This is a genomic window from Clostridium sp. JN-9 (genome assembly GCF_004103695.1).
Lineage (GTDB): Bacteria > Bacillota > Clostridia > Clostridiales > Clostridiaceae > JN-9.
The window spans coordinates 2,105,766-2,130,712 of sequence record NZ_CP035280.1 but is presented as its reverse complement, the minus strand read 5'-3'; the positions used below and the strand labels follow the sequence as shown (position 1 = coordinate 2,130,712).

Sequence of the window (24,947 nt, the reverse complement as noted above, 5' to 3'; positions counted from 1 at the left end):
TAGGAGGAGGATACAAATGAATTTTTTAGAAAATTTTAAGGTGAAGACGAAATTACTTACTGCCTTTATTATTGTGGCAGTAAATGTAGGAATTGTGGGGTACATAGGCACTGTTAACTTAGAAAAGGTAAGCAGTAATTCAAATGAAATGTACAATAATAATTTAATATCAATAAATCTGGTTGAACAAACCAGTAAAGGCTTTGCACAAATTAAAGCTGATACACTTGTTCTGCTGAAGGATAAAAATGCTGATAAGCAGAAATTATTAAGTGATATAGATATTTTGACAATTAATAACGATAAAAATATGCAGCAATATGAAAAGTTTAAAATGACATCAGAAGAAGTAAAGTCATGGACTCAGTTAAAGAGTGAAGTTCAACAGTATAAAAACAAAAAAAGTGAATTAATTCAGCTAATAAACAATGATAAAATGGATGAAGCTGCAGCACAATATTCCAGTATATCTAAAGATGAAGACAATATTGCCAAATCTTTAAATAGCCTTATAAAATTAAATCTTGAATCTGCAAAAAATGCAAACACAAATAATAATCTTATTTCTAATAATGCAAAGAATAAGATGCTGGTTTTATCTATTATTGGATTTTTCATATCAATATTATTAGGATCTGTCATTTCCAGAGATATTAATGCTCCATTAAAAAAGATCAGAGATCTGTCAAAAAGGTTATCAGATTACAATTTAGAAGAATCTATTGATATAACCAGAAAGGATGAATTTGGAGAAACTGCCAGGGCATTAAATACTGCACAGCAAAATATTAAGGAATTGATAAAGCGTATTATTGAAAATTCCCAAAACCTAAGTGCTTCTTCAGAAGAGCTTTCTGCAACAGTAGAAGAGCTTACAGCTAAAATGGAGAATATAGACAGTTCAACACAGAAAATTGCTGAAGGCTCTCAGGAATTAAGTGCAACCTCGGAGGAAGTCACTGCTTCAGTAGAAGAAGTGAATGCCAGCATAAATGAAATGTCTCAAAAGGCATCAGATGGAAGCAATAATGCTCAAAGTATTAAAGAAAAATCTGTTAAAGTAAAGGATAATGGAAATGAAGAAGCTTTAAAAATCAAAGAATTATATTCAGAAAAAGAGGAAAACATATTAAATGCCATTGAACAGGGAAAAGTCGTTGAGCAGATAAAAATTATGGCTGATACAATTTCAGCAATTTCAGAGCAGACTAATTTGTTAGCTCTTAATGCTGCCATTGAGGCCGCAAGAGCTGGAGAGCAGGGGAAGGGCTTCTCTGTTGTTGCAGAAGAAGTAAGAAAACTTGCAGAGCAGTCTTCAGAAGCTGTGACAAGTATAATGCCTATAATAGAAAAAGTTCACTTAGCATTTGACAATCTTTCTGAAAACAGCCATGGAGTTTTACAGTTTATATCCAGTGAAATTACCCCTCAGTTTGAAGGTTTTGTGAAAACTGGAGATAAGTTTTATGAGGATGCAGATTTCGTTAGTAATATGTCTGAGGATCTGGCTTCCATGTCAGAAGAATTATCTGCAACTGTAAATCAGGTTAGTGATGCAGTGGTTAATATGTCTAATGTGGCTCAGACATCTGCAGATCACACAAGCAATATTCAATCAGGGCTTGGCGAGGCTGTTAAGGGAATTGAGCAAATTGCTGCAACAGCTCAAAATCAGGCAAATCTTGCAATGCAGCTAAATGAAATGATTCAGAAATTTAAAATCTAGTGTGGATTTACATACATAAGAAAAAAGCAGGAATAAATTTTACTTATTCCTGCTTTTTTTAACAGAATGAACTCTTTTGAAGCTTCCGGGTTTTACTAATGCACCTTTATACATTTCTCTTTCTTCAATTTCAATATTAAAGAGCTGCTTATATTTTTTTATTAATGTGAGTTCCTTTTCAGTAACAATAGAAATAGCTGCTCCTGTATTACCTGATCGTGCTGTTCTTCCTGTTCTATGAATATATTCCTTAGGATCCTCAGGTAAATCCAGATTTATTATATGAGTTACTTCTTTTATATCCAAGCCTCTTGCAGCTAAATCAGAGGCAACAAGTAAATTAATTTTTCCGCTTCTGAATTGTTCAAGAGCTTTTTTTCTTTCCTCTTTTAAAGCTTTACCATAAATTCCAGAAGCCTTTAAATGATGATATTGCAGTTTTGCCGTAGTCAATTGTATTTCTTCACTTTTATTGATAAAAATAATTGCCCTTTCAGGGTTAATTGAAGCAATAAGTTTTCTTAAAACTTCAATTTTATCCCTCTGTTCAGCTTTAATATATAAGTGTGTAATATTGCTGTTTACTTTAGTATCCCGCTGAATTTTAATAATGCATGGATCCTTCATTAAATCCTTAGCAGTATTAATAGCTTTTTCACTAATGGTAGCTGAGAAAACCATTAATTGTCTGTCTCTCATGGTAGTTTTAATTACGCTCTTTATAAGAGGCAGATTATCCTCATCAAGAAGTTTATCTCCTTCATCAATTACAATTGTTTTAATTGTATGTGCACTTATTTTTTTCATTTTTATTAATTCTAATATTCTTCCCGCCGAGCCCGTAATTATATGGGGCTTTTCCCTAAGCTTTTCTATCTGCCTTTTTATATTAACATTGCCTATTATAGCAGAAGAAGTTACAGGAAGCTCTGAATTTTCAGCCAAGGTTTTTATTTCATTTTCTATCTGCATAACCAGTTCATGGGTTGGGGCTAATATAATAGCCTGCATCTCCCTTTTTGAATAATCTATTTTTTCAAATATGGGCAGCAGATATGCCAATGTCTTGCCGCTGCCTGTTTCAGATTCACCAATTATATCCCTGTTTTCCAGTGCAAAAGGTATAGATTTAAATTGAATTTCAGTAGCTTCAGTAATACCGGCTTTTTTCAAACCATTAATTAAATTTTCTTTTAATCCTATTTCTTCAAATGATGTTGCCATAATGTCTCCTTATAACCTGATTTTAATATTTATTATTTTCCATATAGTTAAAAACTTATATCATTCTATACTTAGGGTATTGTTTTGTCAATTAAACGATAACCATAAAAAAAGCCCTCGCCTCTTAAAAAGGCGGGGGATGGTTCAAATGTCTGAAAATATTACAAATAAAACAATATAAAGAATGAAGTATATTACTCCGAATAATATTGTCCTATTTATATATCCAGAGATCTGAAATATATCTTCAAAAAAATTAGTAATTAACATTGATAAAATAATCCACAGAAAATATTTTATGAATGAACTTTTACTTTTTTTCATATTAGTATTCCTCAAATATAAGCGTAGCTTTATTAATATCCTTATACAACACCTTGTTGAACTATTTGTGATCCTAATAAGCCACCATATGAATTATCGTAATAAGTAGCATAAACTTGATATCTTACTACGCCATCGGCTCCTCTTACATAATAACGATTCATTACTATTTTTACAGTATAGGTAAATACAGACTTTACAAGTGATGAAGTAGAGGTTACTAACATACTTGCTATAGCAGTTGCAACTTTACTATCTTTTATTTCTCTTAAGCCCCTTAATTGATTTGGACAATCTACGAACCTTTAGCTAAAATAATATTAGAAGCTTAAGGAGGAAGAATTAATGAAAGGTAGCTGTTATTCAAAAGAGATTAAGGAGCAGGTGTTAAAAGAAGTAGGCGAAACGGGTAACATGACGTTGGTTGCAAGAAATCATAATATACCATCTACAACCATTAATACATGGGTAAAAAAGAAAAAGGATGCTGCTAAAGCTGGCTTTGCCAGGGGCCCAAAATCAAGTAACTTTAATTCAATTAATTCTAATAAAGAAATGGAAAAAGAAAATGATTTATTGAAAAAAACGCTTGGTGAAAAAGACCTTGAAATAGCAATTTTAAAGGACTTATTAAAAAAAAAGAGCTTTCTATAGATGATAGATTTCAGGTAGCCAGGCATTATATAAGGCAAGGTTATAAAATAACGTTAGTGCTGAAATACGCTGGTTTAAGCCGATCTACATATTACTATCATGTCTCAAGTGAAAATAAAGTTAAGGTGAAGCCAGAGAATGTTGGAAGACCTATTGTAGGATATTCTATTACAACAAGTGGTAAAAAGATATGTGATGAAGAGATTAAAGACAACATTATGGAGCTAATCCAAGGTGATGCTTTCTTCTATGGCTATCATAAAATTACCCACGATTTGATGAAAGAATACAACCTGATTATTAATCACAAGAAGGTGTACAGGCTGTGTAAAGAACTCAATATACTCAAGAAACAAAGAGTTATCAAGCCTCATGTTAAAAGCTCAATATCAGTCAATAGGATAGTTAAAAAGTCAAACGAACTCTGGGAGGCAGACATCAAATATGGTTATATTATTGGTGAAGATAAGTTTTTCTTTGTATTGTCAGTAATAGATGTTTTTGATAGATCCATAATCGATTATTACATGGGCTATAGATGTACAGGCTCAGATGCAGCAAGCTTAATAAGACGCTGCCTGATTAGGAGAGATCTGCTTGACAGTGAAGGCAAGCCAGTCATTAGGACTGATAATGGCCCACAGTTTATCAGTAATATATTTGAAGAAAGCTGTAAAGATATAAACATTTATCATGAAAGGATTCCGAGCAGAACTCCCAATAAAAATGCTCATATTGAGTCTTTCCACAGGATCTTTGAAGATGAATGCATAGGTATATATGAATTTGATAGTTACAAGGATGCATATGCAGAAGTAGCAAGGTTTATGAAAAGATACAACACTAGGAGGCTTCACTCAAGCCTTAAATACAAAACTCCAAATGAGTTTTATATACAGAATATGGGGAAAGAAATTGAAAGTATGGCAATTCATTTATAGTCGGATGGAAGTTTTGATAAATAATTTTAAAATATTAAGATATTCGTAGCTTTGGTAAGATTTTGTCCAAAATAAAGGGGCCAATCCGATTTTAGCAAAACCTTCTGCTACTAACACGGAAAATACGATATTAAATATTAGACTAACAGGTGTGCTTTGAGTTACGTATGTTGTCCTTGTGTCAAAAGCAACAATATCTCCTGAACCAGGAACTGGTGGCTCAGACGTTTTAGGTATAATAGGAGCAAATGTACGAGTAGTAGAAGTACTACTTTTTACATTTTTTGAAATGCCTTTTGCCAGTACAATTAGTAGGCAAAATTGAAAAAAACATTGTTACCATCAGCATAATGGTAAGCGACTTAATCCTTTTCATTAATTCACCTCCTTCTATAATATAAATAGGGTATAGTTCATTATATGGATGTACAAATAATGAGTTATATACATATAATAACGTACATGGAATATTTAGTCAATAATTTAATTGAAAAAGTAAATTCCATCCATGTAATGTTCAATGCGAAAATTAGTTTTTCAATTGACCTATTTAGTCAATAGGGTTTTAAGTCATTATTCTCATTTAAATTTAAAATTTAAAGATTAAAGAACAAACAATGTAGTTTTTCTTTACAGAAAAACCAAAAATTCAATTGATTAAGTGAATCATACGCTTTAATAATTAAAGATGATTTCAATTACAGTTTTATTGGTGATAAAAGGGACTTGAAAAATCCTGAGCCAACAGGCTGTCAATTAGAATAAGAAAAGTAAACCAGCAAATATCGATAGCAAAAAATAATTTGCAAGTTTTGCCATTAAGGGCAAAACATCAATATTGTTATTTAATCTTTGTTCTTTGTTTTACCCCCTAGGGTAAAACAGTATCGGTATGTCAGTTTTTGTATTAATATTTTTGTTTCATACTTATCTTGGTTTTAGTACAATTAAGGAGAGAAAGGATAGTGATTAAAATGACCTATAATGCCTTGAAAGAACTTATGTCTTATTATTACCTTGAATTTAATGTTTATTATCTACTTGGTGCAATTATGCTTATAAATACTATTAAATTTGGTAAAGACTATATTAGTATCAAAAAAAATAAGACGGATAAAATTCAAAGTTTTAAAGCAGGTTATTTTGATTTAATTATAAGTGTTTTGATTATGCTGGGATTAGGAAGCGGCTTTTTGTTTCAAGGAGCACTTTCTGATATTTCAAGCGAGTATAGTCAAATGTGGATAAGTAAAATGATTATAATAGCTGTAATTTCTTTTGTACTATTTATAGTTCAGTTAGTTTTATATTTATTTATCAAAAGGGGCAAGATCCACGGTTAGTAAAACAGTACCTGGGCTGTCCATCTGCATAAAAAACGCAAACTAACAAATATCGTTAACAAAAAAAATAAGTTGTAAGTTTTGCCCCCCAAGGGCAAAACATCAGTATTTGTTATTTGTTCTTTAATCTTTAATCTTTGCTTTAAGCAGGTCTCTTATTTCTGTTAAAAGCTGCTGTTCCCTTGATAATTTTTCTTCCATAATTTCTTCTTCCTGTGTTGATTTTAGTCTTTTTAATTTATTAATAAATTTAACCATTATAAATACTGAAAATGAAATAATCACAAAGTTTACCACAGACTGAATAAATGAACCATATGTAAGAATAGATGACTTCTCACCGGATATTGATGGAATGGATACACTTAAATCGGTGAAATTTACCACTCCTAAAAATACGCTTACTATAGGCATGATAATATCTTTAACTAATGAGGATACTATATTGTTAAAAGCACCCCCTATGATAATACCAACTGCCAAGTCAATTACATTTCCTTTTAAAGCAAATTCCTTAAATTCTTTAAACATTTTAAATCACCCTCTATTTTCTATACATGACCAACTTTTTTAAATCTATAATTATCCCTGCCTGTTGTAGAAAATCTAATCCTAAAAGCCCATTTATTCGTTCCTCAGGATCAATCTCACCAAAATCAATTTTCATATCTTTTATTGTCATATCACCACAGCTAAATTCGTCTATTCGTTTTCTAACAGAAGAGCATATTCCACCACCTAAACCATAGGATTGTATTAATTCATCATCATCTGCGAAGCTAATTTCCATCTCATCTATTATGTCTGGTGGCAAAATTGTATGAAAAGCTCCGGTATCAACAATAACATCATATATTTTTATACGTTTTCCTTCATGTACTATTTCTATTGATGTGCATAATAATCCATGCTTTACTGATAGTTTCTCCATATTACACACCTCTTCTAATTCCAACATGTCTAACCAAATTTATAATAAGCTCTTCATTTACTGTGCTATATACAAATTGCTCGCCCTTGCATTTTCTAAATTCCTCCATAGCCTCTTTTCCATCTGGCATAGCTTTGATAAATGCGATTTCATCAACATATTTTTTATCATCAATAATGTGTGATTCGATAATTTGAAATTTTACAAATTGGTTAGGATATAATTTCCTTACTTCTTCCCATTTCATAGTTCTATACCTCTTATTTTTAAATTTTAATAGTATTATAGCATATCCAATTATATTGAACTATGCAAATATATAAATTATACTGAAATAATATAATGCAAAATATATAGTAATGGGGAGAATTATACATGAGTGGGAATATAAAGGTAATCATATCAATGGTAATATGGGGCAGTATAGGAATCTTTGTTAAAAACTTAAATCTACCTTCTGTTCAGATTGCATTTTTAAGGGCAGCAATAAGCAGTATTTTTTTACTATTAGGAAAATTAATATATGATAAATTGAAAGGAAATAAACATCACACCACAGCTAAAAAGTCAATTGTCATTTCCATTATTTCAGGAATGGTTATGTCATTTAACTGGCTTTTTCTTTTCCAATCCTATAAATATACATCAATTTCAGTGGCTACGCTTAGTTATTATATGGCTCCTGTATTTGTAATTCTGCTGTCGCCATTTGTACTTAAAGAAAAAATCACTATTTCATCAATACTATCAGTTATTATGGCAATGGCAGGACTGGTGCTGATAATAAATCCAGAAACACTAAAAAGCACTATGGGTAATAGTGAAATAAAGGGAGTTATTTTTGCTTTAATGGCAGCGGCCTTATATGCATCTGTTGTATTAATGAATAAATTTAATACTAAAATTGACGGCCTGGACAAAACAGTAATACAGATGATTTCGGCAGCAATAATATTACTGCCCTTTATATCTTTAAAGGATATTGCGGGTATTCATGGCAGCTATAATTGGATAATTATAATAATAATAGCGCTTGTTCATACTGCATTGGCATACTTCTTATATTTTTCCAGTATACCGCAGATTTCTGCACAGAGAGTATCTATATTAAGTTACATTGATCCTATTTCAGCAGTTATCTTTGGAATGATATTTTTCAGCGAAAGGTTATCATTTATTCAGTGTATTGGAGGAATATTAATTTTAGTATCAGCATTTTTGGTAGAGTTAATTTCCAAAGTCAGCAAAGATAAGTTAAAAAGTCAGATTTAATCATTATGCCTTTTTTATAGTTTCACTATTGCATGTTCCTGCATATAAAGATAGTAGGATTCAATATTAGGGGTGTGGTATTTAAATGAGTACATTAATATTAGAATACGTGCTTATAGTTCTCCTGGTTTTGGGAGTAGGCTACTTGATATACTTGTTAAAAGACAGAGGCACCATAATTAAAGAGGATTACTATGGAATTACAGGATCCATTTTAAGCATGCTGGAGGATAAAGAAGCCTCACAGGTGAATGTTAAAAGTATACTTAGGGAAGTTTCCAAGGCAGTAAGTTTTGTAGAATTAAATTTTAAAAATGAAGATAATGAGATAAAGCAGGAGAAGGCATTGGAGATGGCCAGAAATTCTATTTTAGAATTGAATCTCAGTACAGAAATACCTGATGAAAGTATAATTTATATAATAAGATTGAGTACAGCTTTGCTCCCAGGGCCAGACCTTTGGGAGGAAGTAAGAGGTAAGAAGTAAGAGGTAATAACGGAGGAATCGTCGGGAGTGGCGGTTCTTTTTTATTTTTTGGATTAAATAGTAATGTAAAATAAAGGAAATGGATATTTTGTGTAGAAATATATAATAAGTTTTAAGAGTAAATATTGAATGGGGGTTTTTATATGCTGTTTTTTCTTTATTTAGGGGGCTTGTGTTCTATAGTTTTATTTGCTTTGTTAATCAAAAAAAGACAGAAAAAAATAGGAATTAAAATATTAATTTCTCTTATTGTATCTGTTTTTATTTCATTAATTCTGCCAATGCTGATATGGACTGTTGGAAAAAAAGAAGTTTTGTACGAAAATAAAATTAACAGGAGCAATGACATATATTATTTTTATGATGAGAAGTGTTATGCTGAGCTTATAGGAGGAAATAAGACAAAGCAGTATGCTGTTAAGACAGCAGGAAATAATTTAGTTGAAAACTTTGATTTTAATAAGGTTCAGATAATAAATATAGATTACAGCGAAAAACCGAAATTTGAAGAGGTTCAATATTACAGAAAGACCAGATTAAATGGGAATAATTTTATTTCAAAAGAAATAAATGAAATGTTTGGGGGAAGAGAAGGGTGGAAAGAAAGCCTTTTACAGACTAAAATAAAGCTGTATTTACCTTCTGATTCCATTAAAGGAATTTAAATATAAACATTAAACTAAAAGTTTGATATAATAATTAAATGTATAATGGTTATATGAGAACATTTGTTTTTATATGTTTTTTTTGTTATAATCACATAAGAAAATTAATTGAAAGGGGCAGTTTTTAATGGAGCATAAAGATGAAAACAATGTGCCGGTATATGACGTAACAGCTTTAACCTCACTTGAGAAGCTCGAACCCGTCAGAGTAAGGCCTGGAATGTATATTGGTTCCACCGGTACAAAAGGGCTGCATCACTGCATTTGGGAAATTTTAGATAATGCCATAGACGAAATATCTAATGGATTTGGAGATATGGCTGTAATAGTATTAAATAGGGATAAAAGTGCTACTATAATGGATAACGGAAGAGGCGTTCCCACAGGAATACACCCTACCAAGAAAAAATCTGGTGTAGAAATGGTATATACTGAACTTCATACTGGAGGAAAATTCAATAATGATGTGTATAAGACTTCAGGGGGACTTCATGGTGTTGGAGCATCTGTTGTAAATGCATTGTCAGAATGGATGGAAGTTGAAGTATACCAAAATAATCATATCTATAAGCAAAGATATGAATATGCCTATGATAAATCATTAAAAAGAATGATGCCTGGAACACCAGTCACTCATTTGGACATTATTGGAGATACAGATAAAACAGGTACAAAAGTTACTTTTATGCCTGATAAAAGCGTATTCTCAAGCATAGATTTTAAGTTTGATATTATAGATGAAAGACTTCAGGAGCTGGCATTCCAAAACAAAGGTATTACCCTTAAGCTTATAGACAATAGGAAAGAAGAAACTGTAGAAAAGGTTTATCATTCGGAAAGAGGCTTACTGGATTTTATTGATTATCTTAATGAGAGTAAGACACCTCTTCACAATCCTCCTATTTTATTTGCTGGTGAAAGAGAAGTGGCAGGAATAAACATGTATGGAGAAGCATGCATTCAGTTTACTGATTCCACCACAGAATACATTGCAAGCTATGTAAATAACATTCCAACAACTGAAGCCGGAACCCATGAAAGCGGATTCAAAACAGGAATGACCAGAGCTTTTAAAGAATGGGCAAAAAAATTGAATCTGTTAAAAGAAAAGGATAAGGAATTTGAAGGGGATGACCTTAGAGAAGGGATGACAGCTATAATTAGAATAAAAATAAGCAATCCTATATTTGAAGGTCAGACAAAGACAAAGCTTGGCAATAATGAGGCATATACCATGATGAATGATCTGGCATATACAAGATTTTCAGAATGGATTGAGGATAACAAGGATACTGCAGCTATAATAATAAATAATGCCATAGATGCAGCCTCAAGAAGAGAAAAGATTAAAAAAATAAATGATGCAGAAAAAAAGAAAATAGGAAAAGGCGCTGCACCTTTAGCAGGTAAAATAGCAGTGTGCACACTTAAAGATCCTGATGTTACAGAATTCATTGTAGTGGAAGGAGACTCTGCGGGAGGCTCTGCAAAGCAGGCAAGGGACAGAAGATTCCAAACCATAATGCCTTCTAAGGGAAAAATAATGAATACTGAAAAACAGAAGCTGGAAAATGTGCTGGGCAGCGAAGAACTAAAGATATTTAATACAGCTATTGGTACTGGTATTGGTGAAAATTATAATGAAAATGATCTTAAATATGATAAGATAATTATTATGTCGGATGCGGATAAACTATTGTCCCATATGCAAGTGATTGCATAGTGATAACCTTGTGAACTGCGGGAAATCCCTTATAGCTTTAACTACTAAACTAATATGGTAACATATTGGCGGCAAGGAGTAATTACCGAGGAATAGTAATAAGGTTAAAGATTGGGTAACCACGCAGCGAAGCTTCTTAAACAAAGAAGAACGTTCAACGATCATCCCGGGCACGGGAGTAGGAGAAATCCGGAGCGCAAGGCTCTCCAATTTTTATTGGAGATGATGATATGATCTATGCCCTATAAGTTTAGAGTTATTTGAATATAATATGAAAAATACCTAGACTTATGCAAGTATATCGAAAGATAGGGTAGTTACAGGTAGATGGGTACCATATAAGAACTTTATGGATGACATACATTTATAGATACATGAGGCCTTTAATTGCTAATGGCCATTTATATATAGCATTACCGCCATTATATAAGGTTTATAAACAAACTAAACAGGGCGAAGTAGTAAAATATGCATATAGTGATGATGACTTGGATTCTGTAAAAAAGCAGATTGGAAAAGGTGCTTTAATACAAAGATACAAAGGACTTGGTGAAATGAATCCAGACCAGCTTTGGGAAACTACATTGAACCCGGAAACAAGGACACTGCAGCAAATTACTATTGAGGATGCGGCAAAGTCAGAAAAAATGATTTCACTGCTTATGGGAGATGTGGTTGAACCAAGGAAGAATTATATGTACAAATACGCTGAATTTTAATTGGAGGACTTTACATGGCTACTAAAAAAAATAACATTCCTATTGATAAAAATATAATACAAGTACCACTGGAAGAAGCAATGCCTGACAACTACCTTCCATATGCAGTTGAGGTAGCTAAAGAGAGGGCGCTGCCTGATGTAAGAGATGGACTTAAACCAGTACATAGAAGAATTATATATGGAGCATATATGCTAAAGGCTCTTCCAGATAAGCCATATTACAAATCAGCCAGAATTGTAGGAGATATTTTAGGTAAATATCATCCTCACGGCGATGCTTCAGTATATGATGCCATGGTAATATTGGCTCAGAATTTTACAACCAGAATGCCTCTTATAGATGGGCATGGTAACTGGGGAAGCATAGATGGAGACAGTGCAGCTGCCATGCGTTATACTGAGGCCAGATTAACTCCTATAGCCCTGGAATTAATTAAGGATATAGAAAAAGATGTAGTCAATATGGTGGATAACTATTCTGGTTCTGAAAAGGAACCTGAGGTACTTCCATGCAGATATCCAAACATTTTAGTAAATGGTGCATTTGGAATTGCAGTAGGGCTTGCCACAAATATACCTCCCCATAACTTAAAAGAGGTTGTTGATGCTGAAGTTGCCTTAATAGATAATAAAGATATATCAACTTCTGAACTAATGAAGTATATTAAGGGGCCTGATCTGCCTACAGGTGGAATTATTATAGGTAAAAACTCTCTTCTTTCTGCATATGAAACAGGAGAAGGCAAAGTTACTTTAAGGGCAAAGGCTTCCATTGAAAAATTAGAAAATGGGAAACTGGGTATAGTAATTACCGAATTTCCATATAGGAGAAATAAGGCAAGGCTGCTTCAAACCATATCTGAAATGACTGTGGATAAAAAACATGCAAAAATATTAGAGCCCATAAGTGATATAAGAGATGAATCAGACAGAACTGGAATAAGAGCAGTAATTGAATTTAAGAAATCAGTAGACTTCAGCGGAGCGGAAAGGGTATTAAAATATTTATACAAAAAAACAGATTTGCAATGTAATTTATCCTTTAATATGGTAGCTCTTTCACATGGCAAACCGGAAACTATGGGACTTAAGACAATTTTAAAGTGCTATCTGGAACATCAAAAGGATGTAGTCTATAGAAGAACTAAAAGAGAACTGGATATTTGTAAAAAAAGATTTGAAATTGTTCAGGGATTTATAAAAGCTATAGGTATAATGGATGAAATAATAGCATTAATAAGAGCTTCCAAATCGAAAAAAGATGCTCAGAATAATTTAATGGAAAAGTATTTATTTAGTGATATTCAGGCAGAAGCTATATTGGAGCTTATGCTTTACAGGCTTACAGGCCTTGAAATAAAAGCTTTTGAAAAAGAATACAAAGATCTGGAAAAGGAAATAAAAAGGCTCAGTAAAATACTTGAAAGCGAAAAGGAGCTTCTTAAGGTAATTAAAAAGGAAATGCTTGAAGTAAGTGAAAAGTATGGAGATGAAAGAAGAACAAAAATAGTTGAAAATGATGAAGAGGCAAAAATAGATGTTGAGGAATTAATTGTGGAAGAAGATATAATGATAACCATGTCTAATGATGGCTTTACTAAAAGGGTGCCTTTAAAATCATACAACCGCTCAAATACGGATATATCAGATATTGATTACAGGGAAGGAGATTTTAACAGATTCCTTCTGCAGTCTAATACTAAAGATACCATGATTATATTTACTGATATAGGAAATATGTATCAGATAAGGGCTTTGAATATTCCTGAATATAAATGGAAGGATAAAGGAGAAAAAGTAGATACATTCATAAAAGGACTTGACTTAAATAAAGAAAAGATAGTTGCAGTATACACTATACCAAGTTTTATTCATCAGCTGGACTTTATTTTTATAACTGACAAAGGATATATTAAAAAGACAGGCTTAGATAAATACAGCACTAATTATACTAAAATTATGGCTTTAAAGCTAAAAGACAATGAAAAGCTTATTAGCGTAAACCTGGTGCCAAAAGAAAGACAAGAGGAATTTATATATATTGAAACTAAATTAGGGCTGAGCTTTACCATAGAAGAGCCATGTTTAGAAAGCCTTGATAGAAACATTATGGGAACTGAAATGTTTACAGTTTCTAATATGGATTCTATTGTAAATGCTGAATTCAGAAATGAAGGTGAATTTAAAAGATTCATTATTAATGTAGACAAAAATGGTATTGTAAAAAATCTGCAAAATAAAACTACAAGAGGAATATCTCTTCAAATAGATTATTGTACTAAGATTATGATTTTTACTGAAAATGGAACAGTATCTGCCATAAATGGATTTATATTTCAAGATATTGGAAGCCAGGGCATTGACATAAATCTGCTTATAAACAATAACCCTAAAAACAAAATTATCAGCATTTTTACTGTGGAAGATTGGGAAGAAAAAGCTTATGTATACTTTTTTACAAAAAGAGGTATGGTGAAGAAGACAAACTTAGCTGAATTCAAAAATATTAATTTAAATACATCAGCATATAAGAATAAATATGAAAATGATTCATTGATAAATGTACAGCCTGCGTTAGAGAAGGATCACAGCAGTATACTTTTAATAACTAAAAAAGCTATGGTAATAAGATTTAATGAGGACAATGTAAACCCAATGGGCAAAATTGCTTCAGGAGTAACTGGAATAAGTCTTAAGGAAGATGATGAAGTAATATTTGCAGAATTAATTAATGATACTGCTAAAGAAAATAAAATTGTGTTAAAATCAAGACATAACAATGAAAAAACAATTTCAATATCAGAAATAAAAATTCAAAACAGAGCTGGAAGGGGAAATAGTGCAATGCTCATTGTTATGGATGACTACATTGTAAAAATCAAAATGATGAGGTGAACATTTTGAAAAAAAATGTAATGGTGGAAAACAAAAATGGTCTGCATGCCACAGTTATTGCAATGGTGGTACATAAAGCTGCAGAGCTGCAAAAGAAATATGACGTTGAGTTATTTATGATTTATAAACATAAGAAAATACTGCTAACCAGCATAATGCCATTAATTCTATTAAAAGTAAAAAATAATGAGGAAGTTACCATTGAATCGGTTGGACAAAATGAACATGAACCATTACAGCAAATGTGTGATTATATTGAGAAGGATTTAAATAACATTGACATAAGAGCTATTGATCAGGTAGACAGCATGATAAACAGCAATGCTGTTACCTGGGAAACTATATTTAACAGTACTGAAAATGGGATAATAGTAACAGATGAACATAATTTTGTTACAATGATAAACATATCTGCTTCTAAAATAATAGGATTAGATCCATGTGAAATAATTGGGAAAAAAATTAAGAATACAATGCCTGCACTAAATCTTGATGCCATAACAGAAAAAAAACAGTCTCAATTTGACAAACTTATTATAGATAAATCTACTGTTATAGTAAATAAAACTCCCATAATGGTGGAAGGAAAATGTCTGGGGGCTGTAGCAGTTTTTCAGGACATTTCAAGGCTTGAGAACCTCCTTGGAGAATTAAAAGGAGTAAAAGAACTTAAAGAAAAGCTTCAGCTTATTTTGGAATCAGTTGAAGATGGTATATGTGTTCTGGACAATTTAGGTGAAATAACTTATGTAAATAATTCTTATTGTGAAATCTTAAATATCAATAAAAGTGATATATTAGGGAAAAATATACAGACGGTGTCACCCAATGGATCAAGGATAAAAGTGTTAAAAACAGGCGAAAAGCTTATTGGAGTTATAAGTCATAAGCAAAATGGGGTTAGTATAGTGGCAAATGTAAATCCAATAATTGTTGATGGCGAAATTACAGGTGTAGTTTCCACTGTTAAAAACTTATCTGAAGTTAAAATGCTTTCTGAAAAATTAAATAAGATGTCTGCTAAAGCTGAATATCTTGAAGAGGAATTATACAGAGCAAAAAGACCTGAGAAAGCCTTTGCAAAATTTAAGGGAAAGAGCGGAAAAGTAAAGGATGCCCTTGCTATAGCATATAAGGCTGCAAAGTCAAATGCTACTGTTCTTATAAGAGGAGAAAGCGGTACAGGCAAAGAGCTTATTGCAGAGGGTATACATTATAACAGCCAGAATGCAAATGGACCTTTTGTAAGAGTGAATTGTGCTGCAATACCTCAGCAGTTACTTGAAAGTGAATTATTTGGACATGAAAAAGGTGCTTTTACAGGAGCAATTAAGAAAAAACTTGGAAAATTTGAACTGGCCAATAATGGAACAATCTTCTTAGATGAAATAGGGGAAATGGAAAAAAGCATGCAGGCCAAAATATTAAGAGTTCTTCAGGATAAAGAATTTCAAAGGGTTGGAGGAGAAGAAACCATAAAGGTAAATGTGAGAATAATTGCTGCAACCAATAGAAACTTGGAAGAAATGCTGACAAAAGGAGAATTCAGGGAAGATTTGTACTATAGATTAAATGTAATACCAATATTTCTGCCTTCTTTAAGAGAAAGAAAAGAAGATATAACAGTATTACTTGAATATTTTTTAAAGAAAATTGGAGAAGAAAATAATAAAAATATTATGAGTATTACTCCAAGAGCTACAAATGTGCTGATAAATTACAGCTGGCCAGGAAATGTAAGAGAACTTGAAAATGTGGCAGAAAGAATTATAACATTGTGTGATGGTGAAAACATTGATATTAAGGATCTTCCTTTGTACATAAGAGAGGAATATCTTGAGAACAATGGTAAAAATAAAAACCACAGCTCTAATTCAATTACTGAATTTATTGATAAAGAAAAAATACTTCCATTAAAGGAATATGAAAAAATTATCATAGATAAGGCTTTAAAGCAGTATGGAAGCTATAATGCAGCTGGCAAAGCATTAGGAATTAATCATAAAACAGTGGCAGCAAAAGCCAGAGAGTTTGGAATAAAAGAATAATTTGTATGTATAGTTGGTAAAAAAGAACAACATGGTAAAAAGGAACAACTTTAATGGTAAAAAGCTGTTCCTTTTTACCATGTTTTATTTTCATAAACAAACGTTTACAAAAATCCATATTAACACATTGGTAAAACTATTGAAAATTGTACACTTTACACAGTTCTTCATTAGAAAGGAAGTATTGGCACAAAATTTGCTTTATAATTTATATGGGAATTATTCATTAATAATAAATAGGAGGGATAGAATGAAAAAAGTAATTAACAATGCGGAAAATGTTGTTTCTGAAATGCTTGAAGGGATCGTAATGGCACATCCTGATTATGTAAGAAAATTAGACAATGCAGATGTTTTAGTTCGTAAAAGTTCTCCTGTAAAAGGAAAGGTTGCCCTTGTCAGCGGAGGAGGAAGCGGACATGAACCTGCACATGGAGGATATGTTGGAAAAGGTATGCTGGATGGAGCTGTGGCAGGAGCCGTATTTACATCACCAACACCAGATCAGATTTATGAAGCAATTAAAGCTGTAGACGGTGGAGCTGGAGTTCTTTTGGTAGTTAAAAACTATACAGGCGATGTAATGAACTTTGATATGGCAAAAGAAATGGCTGAAATGGATGGAATAAAGGTTGAATCTGTAGTTGTCAATGATGATGTTGCCGTTGAGAACAGTACATTTACAGCAGGAAGAAGGGGAATAGCAGGCACAATTTTAGTACACAAAATTGCAGGAGCTAAAGCTGAAACTGGTGCAAGCTTACAAGAAGTAAAGGCTGTAGCAGAAAAGGTAATAAAAAATGTAAGAAGTATGGGAATGGCATTAAGCTCATGTATAGTACCTGCAGCTGGAAAACCTAATTTCACACTGGCAGAGGATGAAATGGAAATAGGCATAGGAATTCATGGTGAGCCAGGCACCCATAGGGAAAAAATTAAGTCAGCAGATGGGATAGTTGATGAACTTGTTGAAAAGATACTTAAAGATATGCCTTTGGAAGCTGGCAGTGAAGCAGCTGTAATAGTAAATGGATTAGCTTCAACTCCTTTAATGGAATTATATATAGCAAATAGAAGATTACATCAGATTCTAAATGAAAAAGGAATAAAGATTTATAAGAGCATGGTTGGAGAATATATGACATCACTTGAAATGGCAGGATTTTCAGTGACAATTTTAAAACTTGATGATGAACTCAAGAAATTATTAGACTCTCCTGCAGACACACCAGCATTAAAAGTATTGTAATTAAAATTTATAATATTTTTATAAATGTTTGAATATAGTTTAAGGAGGACTAGAAATAATGAGTTTGACAGGCACACAGGTTATTCAAATATTGAACAAAATAGGAGATGCACTTGATGAAAATAAACAATATTTAAGTGAATTGGATGCAGCTATTGGTGATGGCGACCATGGCATTAATATGAGCAAAGGCTTTAATGCAGTAAAGGAAAAAATAAAGGATGATAATGGAGAAAACATTGGTAATACTTTAAAAAAGACCGGAATGGCATTAGTATCCAATGTGGGCGGTGCTTCAGGACCCTTATATGGTACTGCATTTATGAAAGCAGGGGCGGAGGTAAATGGTAAAAGCTCCATAGACATTTCTGATTTTATGAAAATCATGGAAGCTGCACTTGCAGGAATAAAGATGAGAGGAAAAGCTGTAAAGGGCGAAAAAACCATGATAGATGCCATTGAACCGGCAATTGATGCTGGAAGATCTGCATTGGATCAGGGATTAAGTGCTTTAGACACACTTGAAAAAATGCAGGAATCTGCTCTTAAGGGAGTTGAATATACAAAGACTATCATTGCTACAAAAGGAAGAGCCAGTTATTTAGGTGAAAGAAGTATTGGTCACCAGGATGCAGGAGCCACCTCCAGCTATATTATTTTAAACACTATATACGAAGAAGTAAAGAATTTCTCATAGAATGGGGGCATGACTAAATGGTAGGAATAGTAATAGTATCTCACAGCATAAAAGTTGCAGAGGGAGTTAAAGATCTGGCAGGGCAGATGGCTGGAAATGCGCCAATAGCAGCAGTTGGAGGTACTTCAGACGGCAGGCTTGGAACTGATGCTGATAAAATCACAAAAGCAATAGAAAGTGTTTATTCGGAAGATGGTGTATTAGTGATATTTGATTTGGGCAGTGCTTATATGAATGCCCAAATGGCAATTGAATTTCTTCCGGATAATATGCAGGGTAAAGTTGAAATTGCAGATGCAGCTCTTGTGGAAGGAGCAATAACAGCTGCTGTGGAAAGCAGCATTGGTAAAAATATTCAGGAAATAAAGGAAGCTATTAAAGCAATGTGTCTTCATAAAATGCCATAGGGGTATTAATTTGTTAAAAGTGATATATTATTGTTAAAAAAATATCAACTATATTACATTATTGATATTTTATGCAATATATGATATACTTTATTTAAATTAATAAGTGGCGGAGTCTTTGAGAGTCGCTTTAATAGGTTCTGGAAGGAATCTTATTAAATGCGGCTTTTTATATTTCACGCTTATTAATAAATTTATGTTTATTAAACCGCGGTTCAATAATTTGTACAAACTCTAATTTCTTATATTTAATTTAAACGTTATCTTTATTAATAGTCTAACATTGACACTTTTAATTTATGCATAATAAAAAATATTAATAAAATAAGGGGGAAATTGTTTATGTCAGCGAAACTATTAGCAGAGTTTTTTGGAACCATGTTACTTGTTCTATTAGGAGACGGCGTTTGTGCCAACTGTACACTTAACAAGAGTAAAGGCCAGAATAGCGGGTGGATAGTTATAACTGCTGGCTGGGCACTTGCAGTAATGTTACCAGCTTATATATTCGGTGGAGTAAGTGGTGCACACTTTAATCCAGCATTAACAATTGCACTTGCAGTTGTTGGCAAATTCCCAGCAGCTGAAGTTCCCGGATATATTATAGCACAAATGCTTGGCGGATTCGTAGGAGCAGTATTAGTTTATATAACATACTATCAGCACTGGAAAGAAACACCTGACAAAGCTGCAAAGCTTGGCATTTTCTGTACTGCACCAGCAATCAGAAACTATGGTTCAAACTTCCTCACAGAAGTTATGGCAACAGGGGTACTTGTTTATGTTATTGTTGGAATGGGCGGAGTTAAAGCTGCTGACGGTATCGGCACATTAGTAGTAGGCGGATTAATCATGGGCCTTGGCTTATCTTTAGGCGGACCTACAGGATATGCAATGAACCCGGCAAGAGACCTAGCACCAAGAATTGCACATGCAGTATTACCTATACCTGGAAAAGGAGATTCAGACTGGACATATTCATGGGTTCCAGTATTTGGACCAATCGTTGGAGGAATATTAGCAGCATTACTTTACATTGCATTCTTCTAAAATAAATTGTAAAATTTAATATTATAATTGGATTTACTATTCTTTTGATATACTAATAAAAAAGGGGTCATTTTTAATGAATAATTTGCGAGAGATACTAGTACAAAACCCTATAATTGCTGCCGTGAGGGATGATGCTGAATTAAGGGAAGCAATTGAAAGTGATGTGGCAGTTGTATTTGTATTATATGGCAATATACTGAATATATCTGAAATTTGCAGAGGCTTAAAGGAAAAAGGAAAAATAGTATTTGTACATGTAGATCTCATCGAAGGACTTAGAGGTGACAGTTCTGGAATAAAGTATATCAAAGAGATGGGAAGACCTGATGGGATTATAAGTACAAAATCCTCAAATATAAAGTACGGTAACCATTTAGGAATGATTACAATACAAAGAATATTTGCAGTGGACTCATTATCCTTAAAAACAGGAATTAAAAATATTAATGAAAACAGTCCTAATGCAGTTGAAGTTATGCCAGGAGTGGCATACAACATTATAGAAGGACTGCAAAATGAAATAAGTTCATATATTATTGCAGGTGGACTTATAAAAAGTAAAAAAGATGTGATTAATGCTCTTTCAGCAGGAGCAATTGCCATATCTACAACTGCCGCTAATTTATGGAAACTTTAACACACATATTATAATTTAACCTACAATTAACGTGAAAACGTTTATAATATTGAGGAGGGTTTTAACAATGGGAAAATACGTAATGGCATTAGATCAAGGAACAACAAGTTCAAGATGTATACTTTTTGACGAAAGGGGTACAATTGTAAGCGTTTCCCAAAAGGAATTCAAACAGATTTATCCAAAGCCAGGCTGGGTAGAACATAATCCAATGGAAATCTGGGCAACTCAGTTTGGTGTTGCTGCAGAAGCTTTGGCAAAAGTTGGAGCAGAAGCTTCAGATATAGCTGCACTGGGCATTACAAACCAAAGAGAAACTACAGTTGTCTGGGATAAGAGAACAGGACTGCCAGTTTATAATGCAATTGTTTGGCAGTGCAGAAGAACTGCTGAAACTTGTGATGCTTTAAGAAGTGAAGGATTCGATAAGAAAATAAAAGCAAAAACAGGTTTAATCCTGGATGCCTACTTCTCAGGAACAAAAGTAAAATGGATTCTTGATAATGTACCAGGTGCAAGAGAAGAAGCTGACAGAGGAAATTTATTATTTGGTAATATAGATACATGGCTGATATGGAATCTGACAAAAGGTAAAGTACATGCCACTGATTATACAAATGCATCCAGAACTATGTTATTTAACATACATGAATTAAAATGGGATAAAGAAATATTAGAAAAATTGAACATACCTGCTTCAATGCTTCCAGAAGTTAAACCATCAAGCGGCATATTTGGAGAAACAGATCCATCATTATTTGGTGCTCCAATTAAAATTGCAGGAGTTGCCGGAGATCAGCAGGCAGCATTGTTTGGACAGCTTTGTACTGAACCAGGAAGTGCTAAAAACACATATGGTACTGGCTGCTTCCTTTTAATGAATACTGGTGAAAAAGCTGTAGAATCCAAAAATGGATTATTAACAACTATGGCTGCAAGCTTAAATGGTAAAATTGAATATGCTCTTGAAGGAAGTATATTTGTTGGCGGAGCAGCTATTCAATGGCTGAGAGATGAATTAAGAATGATAAAATCAGCTCCTGAAAGTGAAGAATACTGCACAGCAGTAGAAGATACCAACGGAGTATATATGGTTCCGGCATTTGTTGGCTTAGGCGCACCATATTGGGATTCCTATGCAAGAGGAACAATTGTAGGATTAACAAGAGGAGCTAAAAAGGAACACTTTATAAGAGCAACAGTTGAATCCTTAGCATATCAGACAAATGATGTATTAAAAGCTATGGAGGAGGATTCAGGCATTCAGCTTAAGGTATTAAAGGTTGATGGCGGAGCATGTGCTAACAATTTCTTAATGCAGTTCCAAAGCGATATACTAAATGTAGCTGTTGAAAGACCAAAGGTAATTGAAACTACAGCATTAGGTGCAGCTTACCTGGCTGGACTTGCAGTAGGATATTGGAAAGATGCTTCTGAAATAGTTAAAAACGGTGCTGTTGACAGAGTATTTGAACCATCTATGGCTGAAGAGAAGAGAGCTGAAGCTCTTGAAGGATGGCATGAAGCAGTTAACAGAAGCTTAGGATGGATAAAAAAATAAATAATCTTAAATAAAGTTATTAAGGGAAGTTTTTTCGCTGAGAAAAAGCTTCTCTTTTATTTTTATAGATCCGCAGCAATCTAATGTTAGAAATGTCATGCAATTATACTTATTTTGAATATACTCAAATCCGATATAATGGGAGATTCACTTAACAAGTCTAATTAAATGGGAACTGTTATACATAAATTCGACTAAATTAGTCAATTTAAGCGCTTTGTCGAATTTCTATAATGTTGTGGTGTAATTATGAAATCATATATAATCATTGATATTAATGTCAAATTAAAATTTCCCAACTGGGATTTGAGGTGCAATTCATGGAAACAAAACTAGAAAAAATTCTTATTGGAAAAGCATTAAAAACAGAGGACTTAAAACATGAAAAATTCAATGTTTTCTGGGGACTTCCCATATTGTCCAGTGATGCTATTTCCTCAGTTGCTTATGCAGGTGAAGAGATACTTTGGGTACTTATACCTGTTATTGGAATTATGTCATATAAGTACATGCTTTATGCAGCACTAAGCATTGTTTTTTTGCTTTTTTTGCTGGTGTTTTCTTATAGACAGACTATCGACTGCTATCCTCATGGAGGAGGCTCTTACATTGTAGCAAAGGATAATCTTGGAGATGTATTTGGACTAATAGCAGCATCCTCATTATCAATAGATTATATTTTAACCGTTGCAGTTAGCTCCACGGCTGGTACTGCTGCTATAACTTCTGCCATTCCGGAATTATTTAAATACAAGGTTTTAATTACGGTAGGAATTATTATATTCATGACAATAGGAAACTTAAGGGGATTAAAGGATTCATCAAAAATGTTTGGTATCCCCACATATTTATTTGTAATATCAATTTTGGCTATGATAATTACAGGTATTGTTAAGGTATATGTATTTGGATACACTCCAAAGCCGATTTATAAGATTCCTGATGCAGTAGGCGATATAACTTTATTGCTGTTCCTTAAGGCATTTGCTTCAGGATGTACAGCTTTAACTGGAATAGAAGCAGTAAGCGATGGAATTCCAAACTTTAAGGAACCTTCACAAAAGAATGCAAAGATTGTCTTGGGACTGCTGGCCACTTTAGTTTTATTGGTATTTGGTGGATTATCATTCCTTGCAACTTTGTACCATGCTGTGCCTAAAACAGATTCCACAGTAATTTCTCAAATAGCAATGCAGGTTTATGGAAACAGCGCAATGTACTATATAGTTCAGTTTACTACAGCAATTATATTAATTTTGGCAGCTAATACAGCTTTCGCAGATCTTCCTTTGTTACTGTCAATAATTGCCAAAGACGGATTTGCTCCAAGACAGTTTACTAAAAGGGGAAAGAGATTAAGTTTTTCAAATGGAATTATACTATTAGGATTATTTGCCTCCCTGCTTGTTATATTTTTTAAAGGGGACACTCATTTATTAATGCCATTATATGCAGTTGGAGTTTTCATTTCCTTTACCCTTTCTCAAACAGGAATGTTTACAAGATGGATAAGAAAAAAAGAAAAGGGATGGAAACACAAAGCATTTATCAATGGTATGGGAGCAATTGTAACCTTCTGCACTGTAATACTCATTGGATATACAAAATTCTTCCACGGAGCATGGATTGTATGTCTGCTTATTCCAATAATGGTTTTAATAATGTTCCGTATAAAGAGACATTACAACATTGTTGCAGATCAGCTGAGACTTCCTTTGGATGAAAAGCCAAAGGCAGTAGACCATAGTGTTCAAAAGCATTATGTAATTGTTCCAATAGATACATTAAATAAAGCTTTCTTAAAATCTTTAAATTATGCCAGATCAATATCAGATAATATAATAGTATTTCATGTTTCCGTGGACGATGAGTGTACAGAAAAGTTAGTTAAAAAGTGGAATGACTACAATGTTGGAATTCCAATGGTTATTAAAAAATCCCCTTATAGAAGCATTTTAGGACCGCTGATTAAATTTATCGAATCTGAAGAATATGAAGCTGGCAGCAATGATATCATCACAGTAGTAATGCCTCAGTTCGTTGTAACAAAATGGTGGCACTATATACTTCACAACCAGACCTCAATATTTATTAAAAGCATGCTGCTAAAGAGAAGAAATATAGCCATGGTAACAATACCATACTTATTTAATGAATAAAACTTGTCGAATGTAACCGTCGAATGTAACCGTCGAATGTAACCAGGCAGCACCCGAAATATGTCTATAATTTACCTTGTCCTATTTTCTCTATTGGCGCATATATATCTATAGGTAAGAAGTAAGAGGTAAGAGGTAAGAAGTAAGAAGTAAAATTTTTAGGGGCTGTCGCATTAGCAGTTAAAACTGCTGATGCAAGGCTCATTTTTTATTGAAGGCTGAAACTAAAG

General features: G+C 33.0%; 21 protein-coding genes and 2 pseudogenes. 18 read left to right on the top strand and 5 right to left on the bottom strand.

Going from position 1 to position 24,947, the window contains the following annotated elements:
* Positions 1-16 precede the first annotated feature (16 nt).
* The gene (locus EQM05_RS10150; protein ID WP_128749932.1) at positions 17-1,726 is read left to right on the top strand and encodes a methyl-accepting chemotaxis protein; all 1,710 of its coding nucleotides are present in this window, start codon (positions 17-19) and stop codon (positions 1,724-1,726) included.
* A 39-nt stretch (positions 1,727-1,765) separates the two neighbouring features.
* On the opposite strand, the gene EQM05_RS10145 is transcribed toward EQM05_RS10150, so the two are convergent.
* Entirely contained in the window at positions 1,766-2,950 is a 1,185-nt protein-coding gene (locus EQM05_RS10145) for a DEAD/DEAH box helicase (RefSeq protein WP_128749931.1), read from the bottom strand.
* A gap of 365 nt (positions 2,951-3,315) precedes the next feature.
* Positions 3,316-3,501, bottom strand: coding sequence for a hypothetical protein (locus EQM05_RS10140; RefSeq protein WP_128749930.1), 186 nt, complete (start codon positions 3,499-3,501; stop codon positions 3,316-3,318).
* Between the two features lie 118 nt (positions 3,502-3,619).
* On the opposite strand from EQM05_RS10140, the gene EQM05_RS10135 reads away from it, so the two are divergent.
* The 3 genes from EQM05_RS10135 to EQM05_RS10125 all read left to right on the top strand — a co-directional run bounded on the left by EQM05_RS10135 (position 3,620) and on the right by EQM05_RS10125 (position 6,212).
* On the top strand, positions 3,620-3,928 hold the full coding sequence (locus EQM05_RS10135; RefSeq protein ID WP_128749200.1) for a transposase: 309 nt from the start codon (positions 3,620-3,622) through the stop codon (positions 3,926-3,928).
* Entirely contained in the window at positions 3,904-4,869 is a 966-nt protein-coding gene (locus tag EQM05_RS10130) for an IS3 family transposase (RefSeq protein ID WP_128749199.1), read from the top strand. Before EQM05_RS10135 ends, EQM05_RS10130 begins: the two co-directional genes overlap by 25 nt.
* A gap of 965 nt (positions 4,870-5,834) precedes the next feature.
* Positions 5,835-6,212, top strand: coding sequence for a hypothetical protein (locus EQM05_RS10125; RefSeq protein WP_128749929.1), 378 nt, complete (start codon positions 5,835-5,837; stop codon positions 6,210-6,212).
* Between the two features lie 123 nt (positions 6,213-6,335).
* On the opposite strand, the gene mscL is transcribed toward EQM05_RS10125, so the two are convergent.
* From mscL to EQM05_RS10110, 3 genes are read right to left on the bottom strand one after another with little or no spacing between them, the layout of a single operon-like run.
* Positions 6,336-6,743 (bottom strand): large-conductance mechanosensitive channel protein MscL, encoded by a 408-nt coding sequence (gene mscL / locus EQM05_RS10120; RefSeq protein ID WP_128749928.1) that lies wholly within the window; start codon positions 6,741-6,743, stop codon positions 6,336-6,338.
* A gap of 13 nt (positions 6,744-6,756) precedes the next feature.
* Complete coding sequence (locus EQM05_RS10115; protein ID WP_128749927.1) at positions 6,757-7,143, bottom strand: retropepsin-like aspartic protease; 387 nt, start codon at positions 7,141-7,143, stop codon at positions 6,757-6,759.
* 1 nt (position 7,144) lies between these two features.
* Positions 7,145-7,390 (bottom strand): hypothetical protein, encoded by a 246-nt coding sequence (locus tag EQM05_RS10110; protein WP_128749926.1) that lies wholly within the window; start codon positions 7,388-7,390, stop codon positions 7,145-7,147.
* Positions 7,391-7,518: 128 nt separating this feature from the next.
* Here EQM05_RS10110 and EQM05_RS10105 point away from each other — a divergent pair, with 128 nt between their 5' ends.
* From EQM05_RS10105 to EQM05_RS10040, 14 genes and pseudogenes are all read left to right on the top strand, one after another.
* Positions 7,519-8,415: an EamA family transporter gene (locus EQM05_RS10105; protein ID WP_128749925.1), complete on the top strand. Its 897-nt coding sequence runs from the start codon at positions 7,519-7,521 to the stop codon at positions 8,413-8,415.
* A gap of 145 nt (positions 8,416-8,560) precedes the next feature.
* Positions 8,561-8,902 carry a hypothetical protein gene (locus EQM05_RS10100; RefSeq protein WP_243108043.1) on the top strand — a complete coding sequence of 114 codons (342 nt, stop codon included), beginning with the start codon at positions 8,561-8,563 and terminating at the stop codon, positions 8,900-8,902.
* A gap of 143 nt (positions 8,903-9,045) precedes the next feature.
* Positions 9,046-9,567 carry a hypothetical protein gene (locus tag EQM05_RS10095; protein WP_128749923.1) on the top strand — a complete coding sequence of 174 codons (522 nt, stop codon included), beginning with the start codon at positions 9,046-9,048 and terminating at the stop codon, positions 9,565-9,567.
* 127 nt (positions 9,568-9,694) lie between these two features.
* A pseudogene (locus EQM05_RS10090) lies at positions 9,695-11,257 on the top strand (ATP-binding protein); the annotation flags it as partial.
* Positions 11,258-11,613: 356 nt separating this feature from the next.
* Positions 11,614-12,009 (top strand): annotated as a pseudogene (locus EQM05_RS10085) (DNA topoisomerase IV subunit B); the annotation flags it as partial.
* A gap of 14 nt (positions 12,010-12,023) precedes the next feature.
* Complete coding sequence (locus EQM05_RS10080) at positions 12,024-14,906, top strand: DNA topoisomerase IV subunit A (protein ID WP_128749922.1); 2,883 nt, start codon at positions 12,024-12,026, stop codon at positions 14,904-14,906.
* On the top strand, positions 14,903-16,954 hold the full coding sequence (locus tag EQM05_RS10075) for a sigma 54-interacting transcriptional regulator (RefSeq protein WP_243108042.1): 2,052 nt from the start codon (positions 14,903-14,905) through the stop codon (positions 16,952-16,954). The genes EQM05_RS10080 and EQM05_RS10075 overlap by 4 nt, the downstream gene beginning before the upstream one ends.
* Before the next feature lie 250 nt (positions 16,955-17,204).
* Positions 17,205-18,203, top strand: a complete 999-nt coding sequence (dhaK, locus tag EQM05_RS10070) for a dihydroxyacetone kinase subunit DhaK (protein ID WP_128749921.1) — start codon at positions 17,205-17,207, stop codon at positions 18,201-18,203.
* A 58-nt stretch (positions 18,204-18,261) separates the two neighbouring features.
* Positions 18,262-18,900, top strand: a complete 639-nt coding sequence (gene dhaL / locus EQM05_RS10065) for a dihydroxyacetone kinase subunit DhaL (RefSeq protein WP_128749920.1) — start codon at positions 18,262-18,264, stop codon at positions 18,898-18,900.
* A gap of 17 nt (positions 18,901-18,917) precedes the next feature.
* Positions 18,918-19,307: a dihydroxyacetone kinase phosphoryl donor subunit DhaM gene (gene dhaM / locus EQM05_RS10060; protein WP_128749919.1), complete on the top strand. Its 390-nt coding sequence runs from the start codon at positions 18,918-18,920 to the stop codon at positions 19,305-19,307.
* A 342-nt stretch (positions 19,308-19,649) separates the two neighbouring features.
* The gene (locus tag EQM05_RS10055) at positions 19,650-20,357 is read left to right on the top strand and encodes an MIP/aquaporin family protein (RefSeq protein ID WP_128749918.1); all 708 of its coding nucleotides are present in this window, start codon (positions 19,650-19,652) and stop codon (positions 20,355-20,357) included.
* A gap of 76 nt (positions 20,358-20,433) precedes the next feature.
* Positions 20,434-20,997 (top strand): glycerol-3-phosphate responsive antiterminator, encoded by a 564-nt coding sequence (locus tag EQM05_RS10050; RefSeq protein WP_128749917.1) that lies wholly within the window; start codon positions 20,434-20,436, stop codon positions 20,995-20,997.
* A gap of 67 nt (positions 20,998-21,064) precedes the next feature.
* Positions 21,065-22,558, top strand: coding sequence for a glycerol kinase GlpK (glpK, locus tag EQM05_RS10045; RefSeq protein WP_128749916.1), 1,494 nt, complete (start codon positions 21,065-21,067; stop codon positions 22,556-22,558).
* Positions 22,559-22,878: 320 nt separating this feature from the next.
* The gene (locus EQM05_RS10040; RefSeq protein ID WP_128749915.1) at positions 22,879-24,717 is read left to right on the top strand and encodes an APC family permease; all 1,839 of its coding nucleotides are present in this window, start codon (positions 22,879-22,881) and stop codon (positions 24,715-24,717) included.
* The last annotated feature ends 230 nt before the right edge of the window (positions 24,718-24,947 follow it).

What these genes read in the sequence shown, in the direction of transcription:
- EQM05_RS10135 (WP_128749200.1), top strand. Translation starts at nt 3,620, where the DNA reads ATGAAAGGTAGCTGTTATTCAAAAGAGATTAAGGAGCAGGTGTTAAAA.
- EQM05_RS10150 (WP_128749932.1), top strand. Translation starts at nt 17, where the DNA reads ATGAATTTTTTAGAAAATTTTAAGGTGAAGACGAAATTACTTACTGCC.
- EQM05_RS10040 (WP_128749915.1), top strand. Translation starts at nt 22,879, where the DNA reads ATGGAAACAAAACTAGAAAAAATTCTTATTGGAAAAGCATTAAAAACA.
- EQM05_RS10080 (WP_128749922.1), top strand. Translation starts at nt 12,024, where the DNA reads ATGGCTACTAAAAAAAATAACATTCCTATTGATAAAAATATAATACAA.
- EQM05_RS10140 (WP_128749930.1), bottom strand. Translation starts at nt 3,501, where the DNA reads ATGTTAGTAACCTCTACTTCATCACTTGTAAAGTCTGTATTTACCTAT.
- EQM05_RS10110 (WP_128749926.1), bottom strand. Translation starts at nt 7,390, where the DNA reads ATGAAATGGGAAGAAGTAAGGAAATTATATCCTAACCAATTTGTAAAA.
- mscL (WP_128749928.1), bottom strand. Translation starts at nt 6,743, where the DNA reads ATGTTTAAAGAATTTAAGGAATTTGCTTTAAAAGGAAATGTAATTGAC.
- EQM05_RS10105 (WP_128749925.1), top strand. Translation starts at nt 7,519, where the DNA reads ATGAGTGGGAATATAAAGGTAATCATATCAATGGTAATATGGGGCAGT.
- glpK (WP_128749916.1), top strand. Translation starts at nt 21,065, where the DNA reads ATGGGAAAATACGTAATGGCATTAGATCAAGGAACAACAAGTTCAAGA.
- EQM05_RS10055 (WP_128749918.1), top strand. Translation starts at nt 19,650, where the DNA reads ATGTCAGCGAAACTATTAGCAGAGTTTTTTGGAACCATGTTACTTGTT.
- EQM05_RS10115 (WP_128749927.1), bottom strand. Translation starts at nt 7,143, where the DNA reads ATGGAGAAACTATCAGTAAAGCATGGATTATTATGCACATCAATAGAA.
- dhaM (WP_128749919.1), top strand. Translation starts at nt 18,918, where the DNA reads ATGGTAGGAATAGTAATAGTATCTCACAGCATAAAAGTTGCAGAGGGA.
- EQM05_RS10145 (WP_128749931.1), bottom strand. Translation starts at nt 2,950, where the DNA reads ATGGCAACATCATTTGAAGAAATAGGATTAAAAGAAAATTTAATTAAT.
- dhaK (WP_128749921.1), top strand. Translation starts at nt 17,205, where the DNA reads ATGAAAAAAGTAATTAACAATGCGGAAAATGTTGTTTCTGAAATGCTT.
- EQM05_RS10050 (WP_128749917.1), top strand. Translation starts at nt 20,434, where the DNA reads ATGAATAATTTGCGAGAGATACTAGTACAAAACCCTATAATTGCTGCC.
- EQM05_RS10095 (WP_128749923.1), top strand. Translation starts at nt 9,046, where the DNA reads ATGCTGTTTTTTCTTTATTTAGGGGGCTTGTGTTCTATAGTTTTATTT.
- dhaL (WP_128749920.1), top strand. Translation starts at nt 18,262, where the DNA reads ATGAGTTTGACAGGCACACAGGTTATTCAAATATTGAACAAAATAGGA.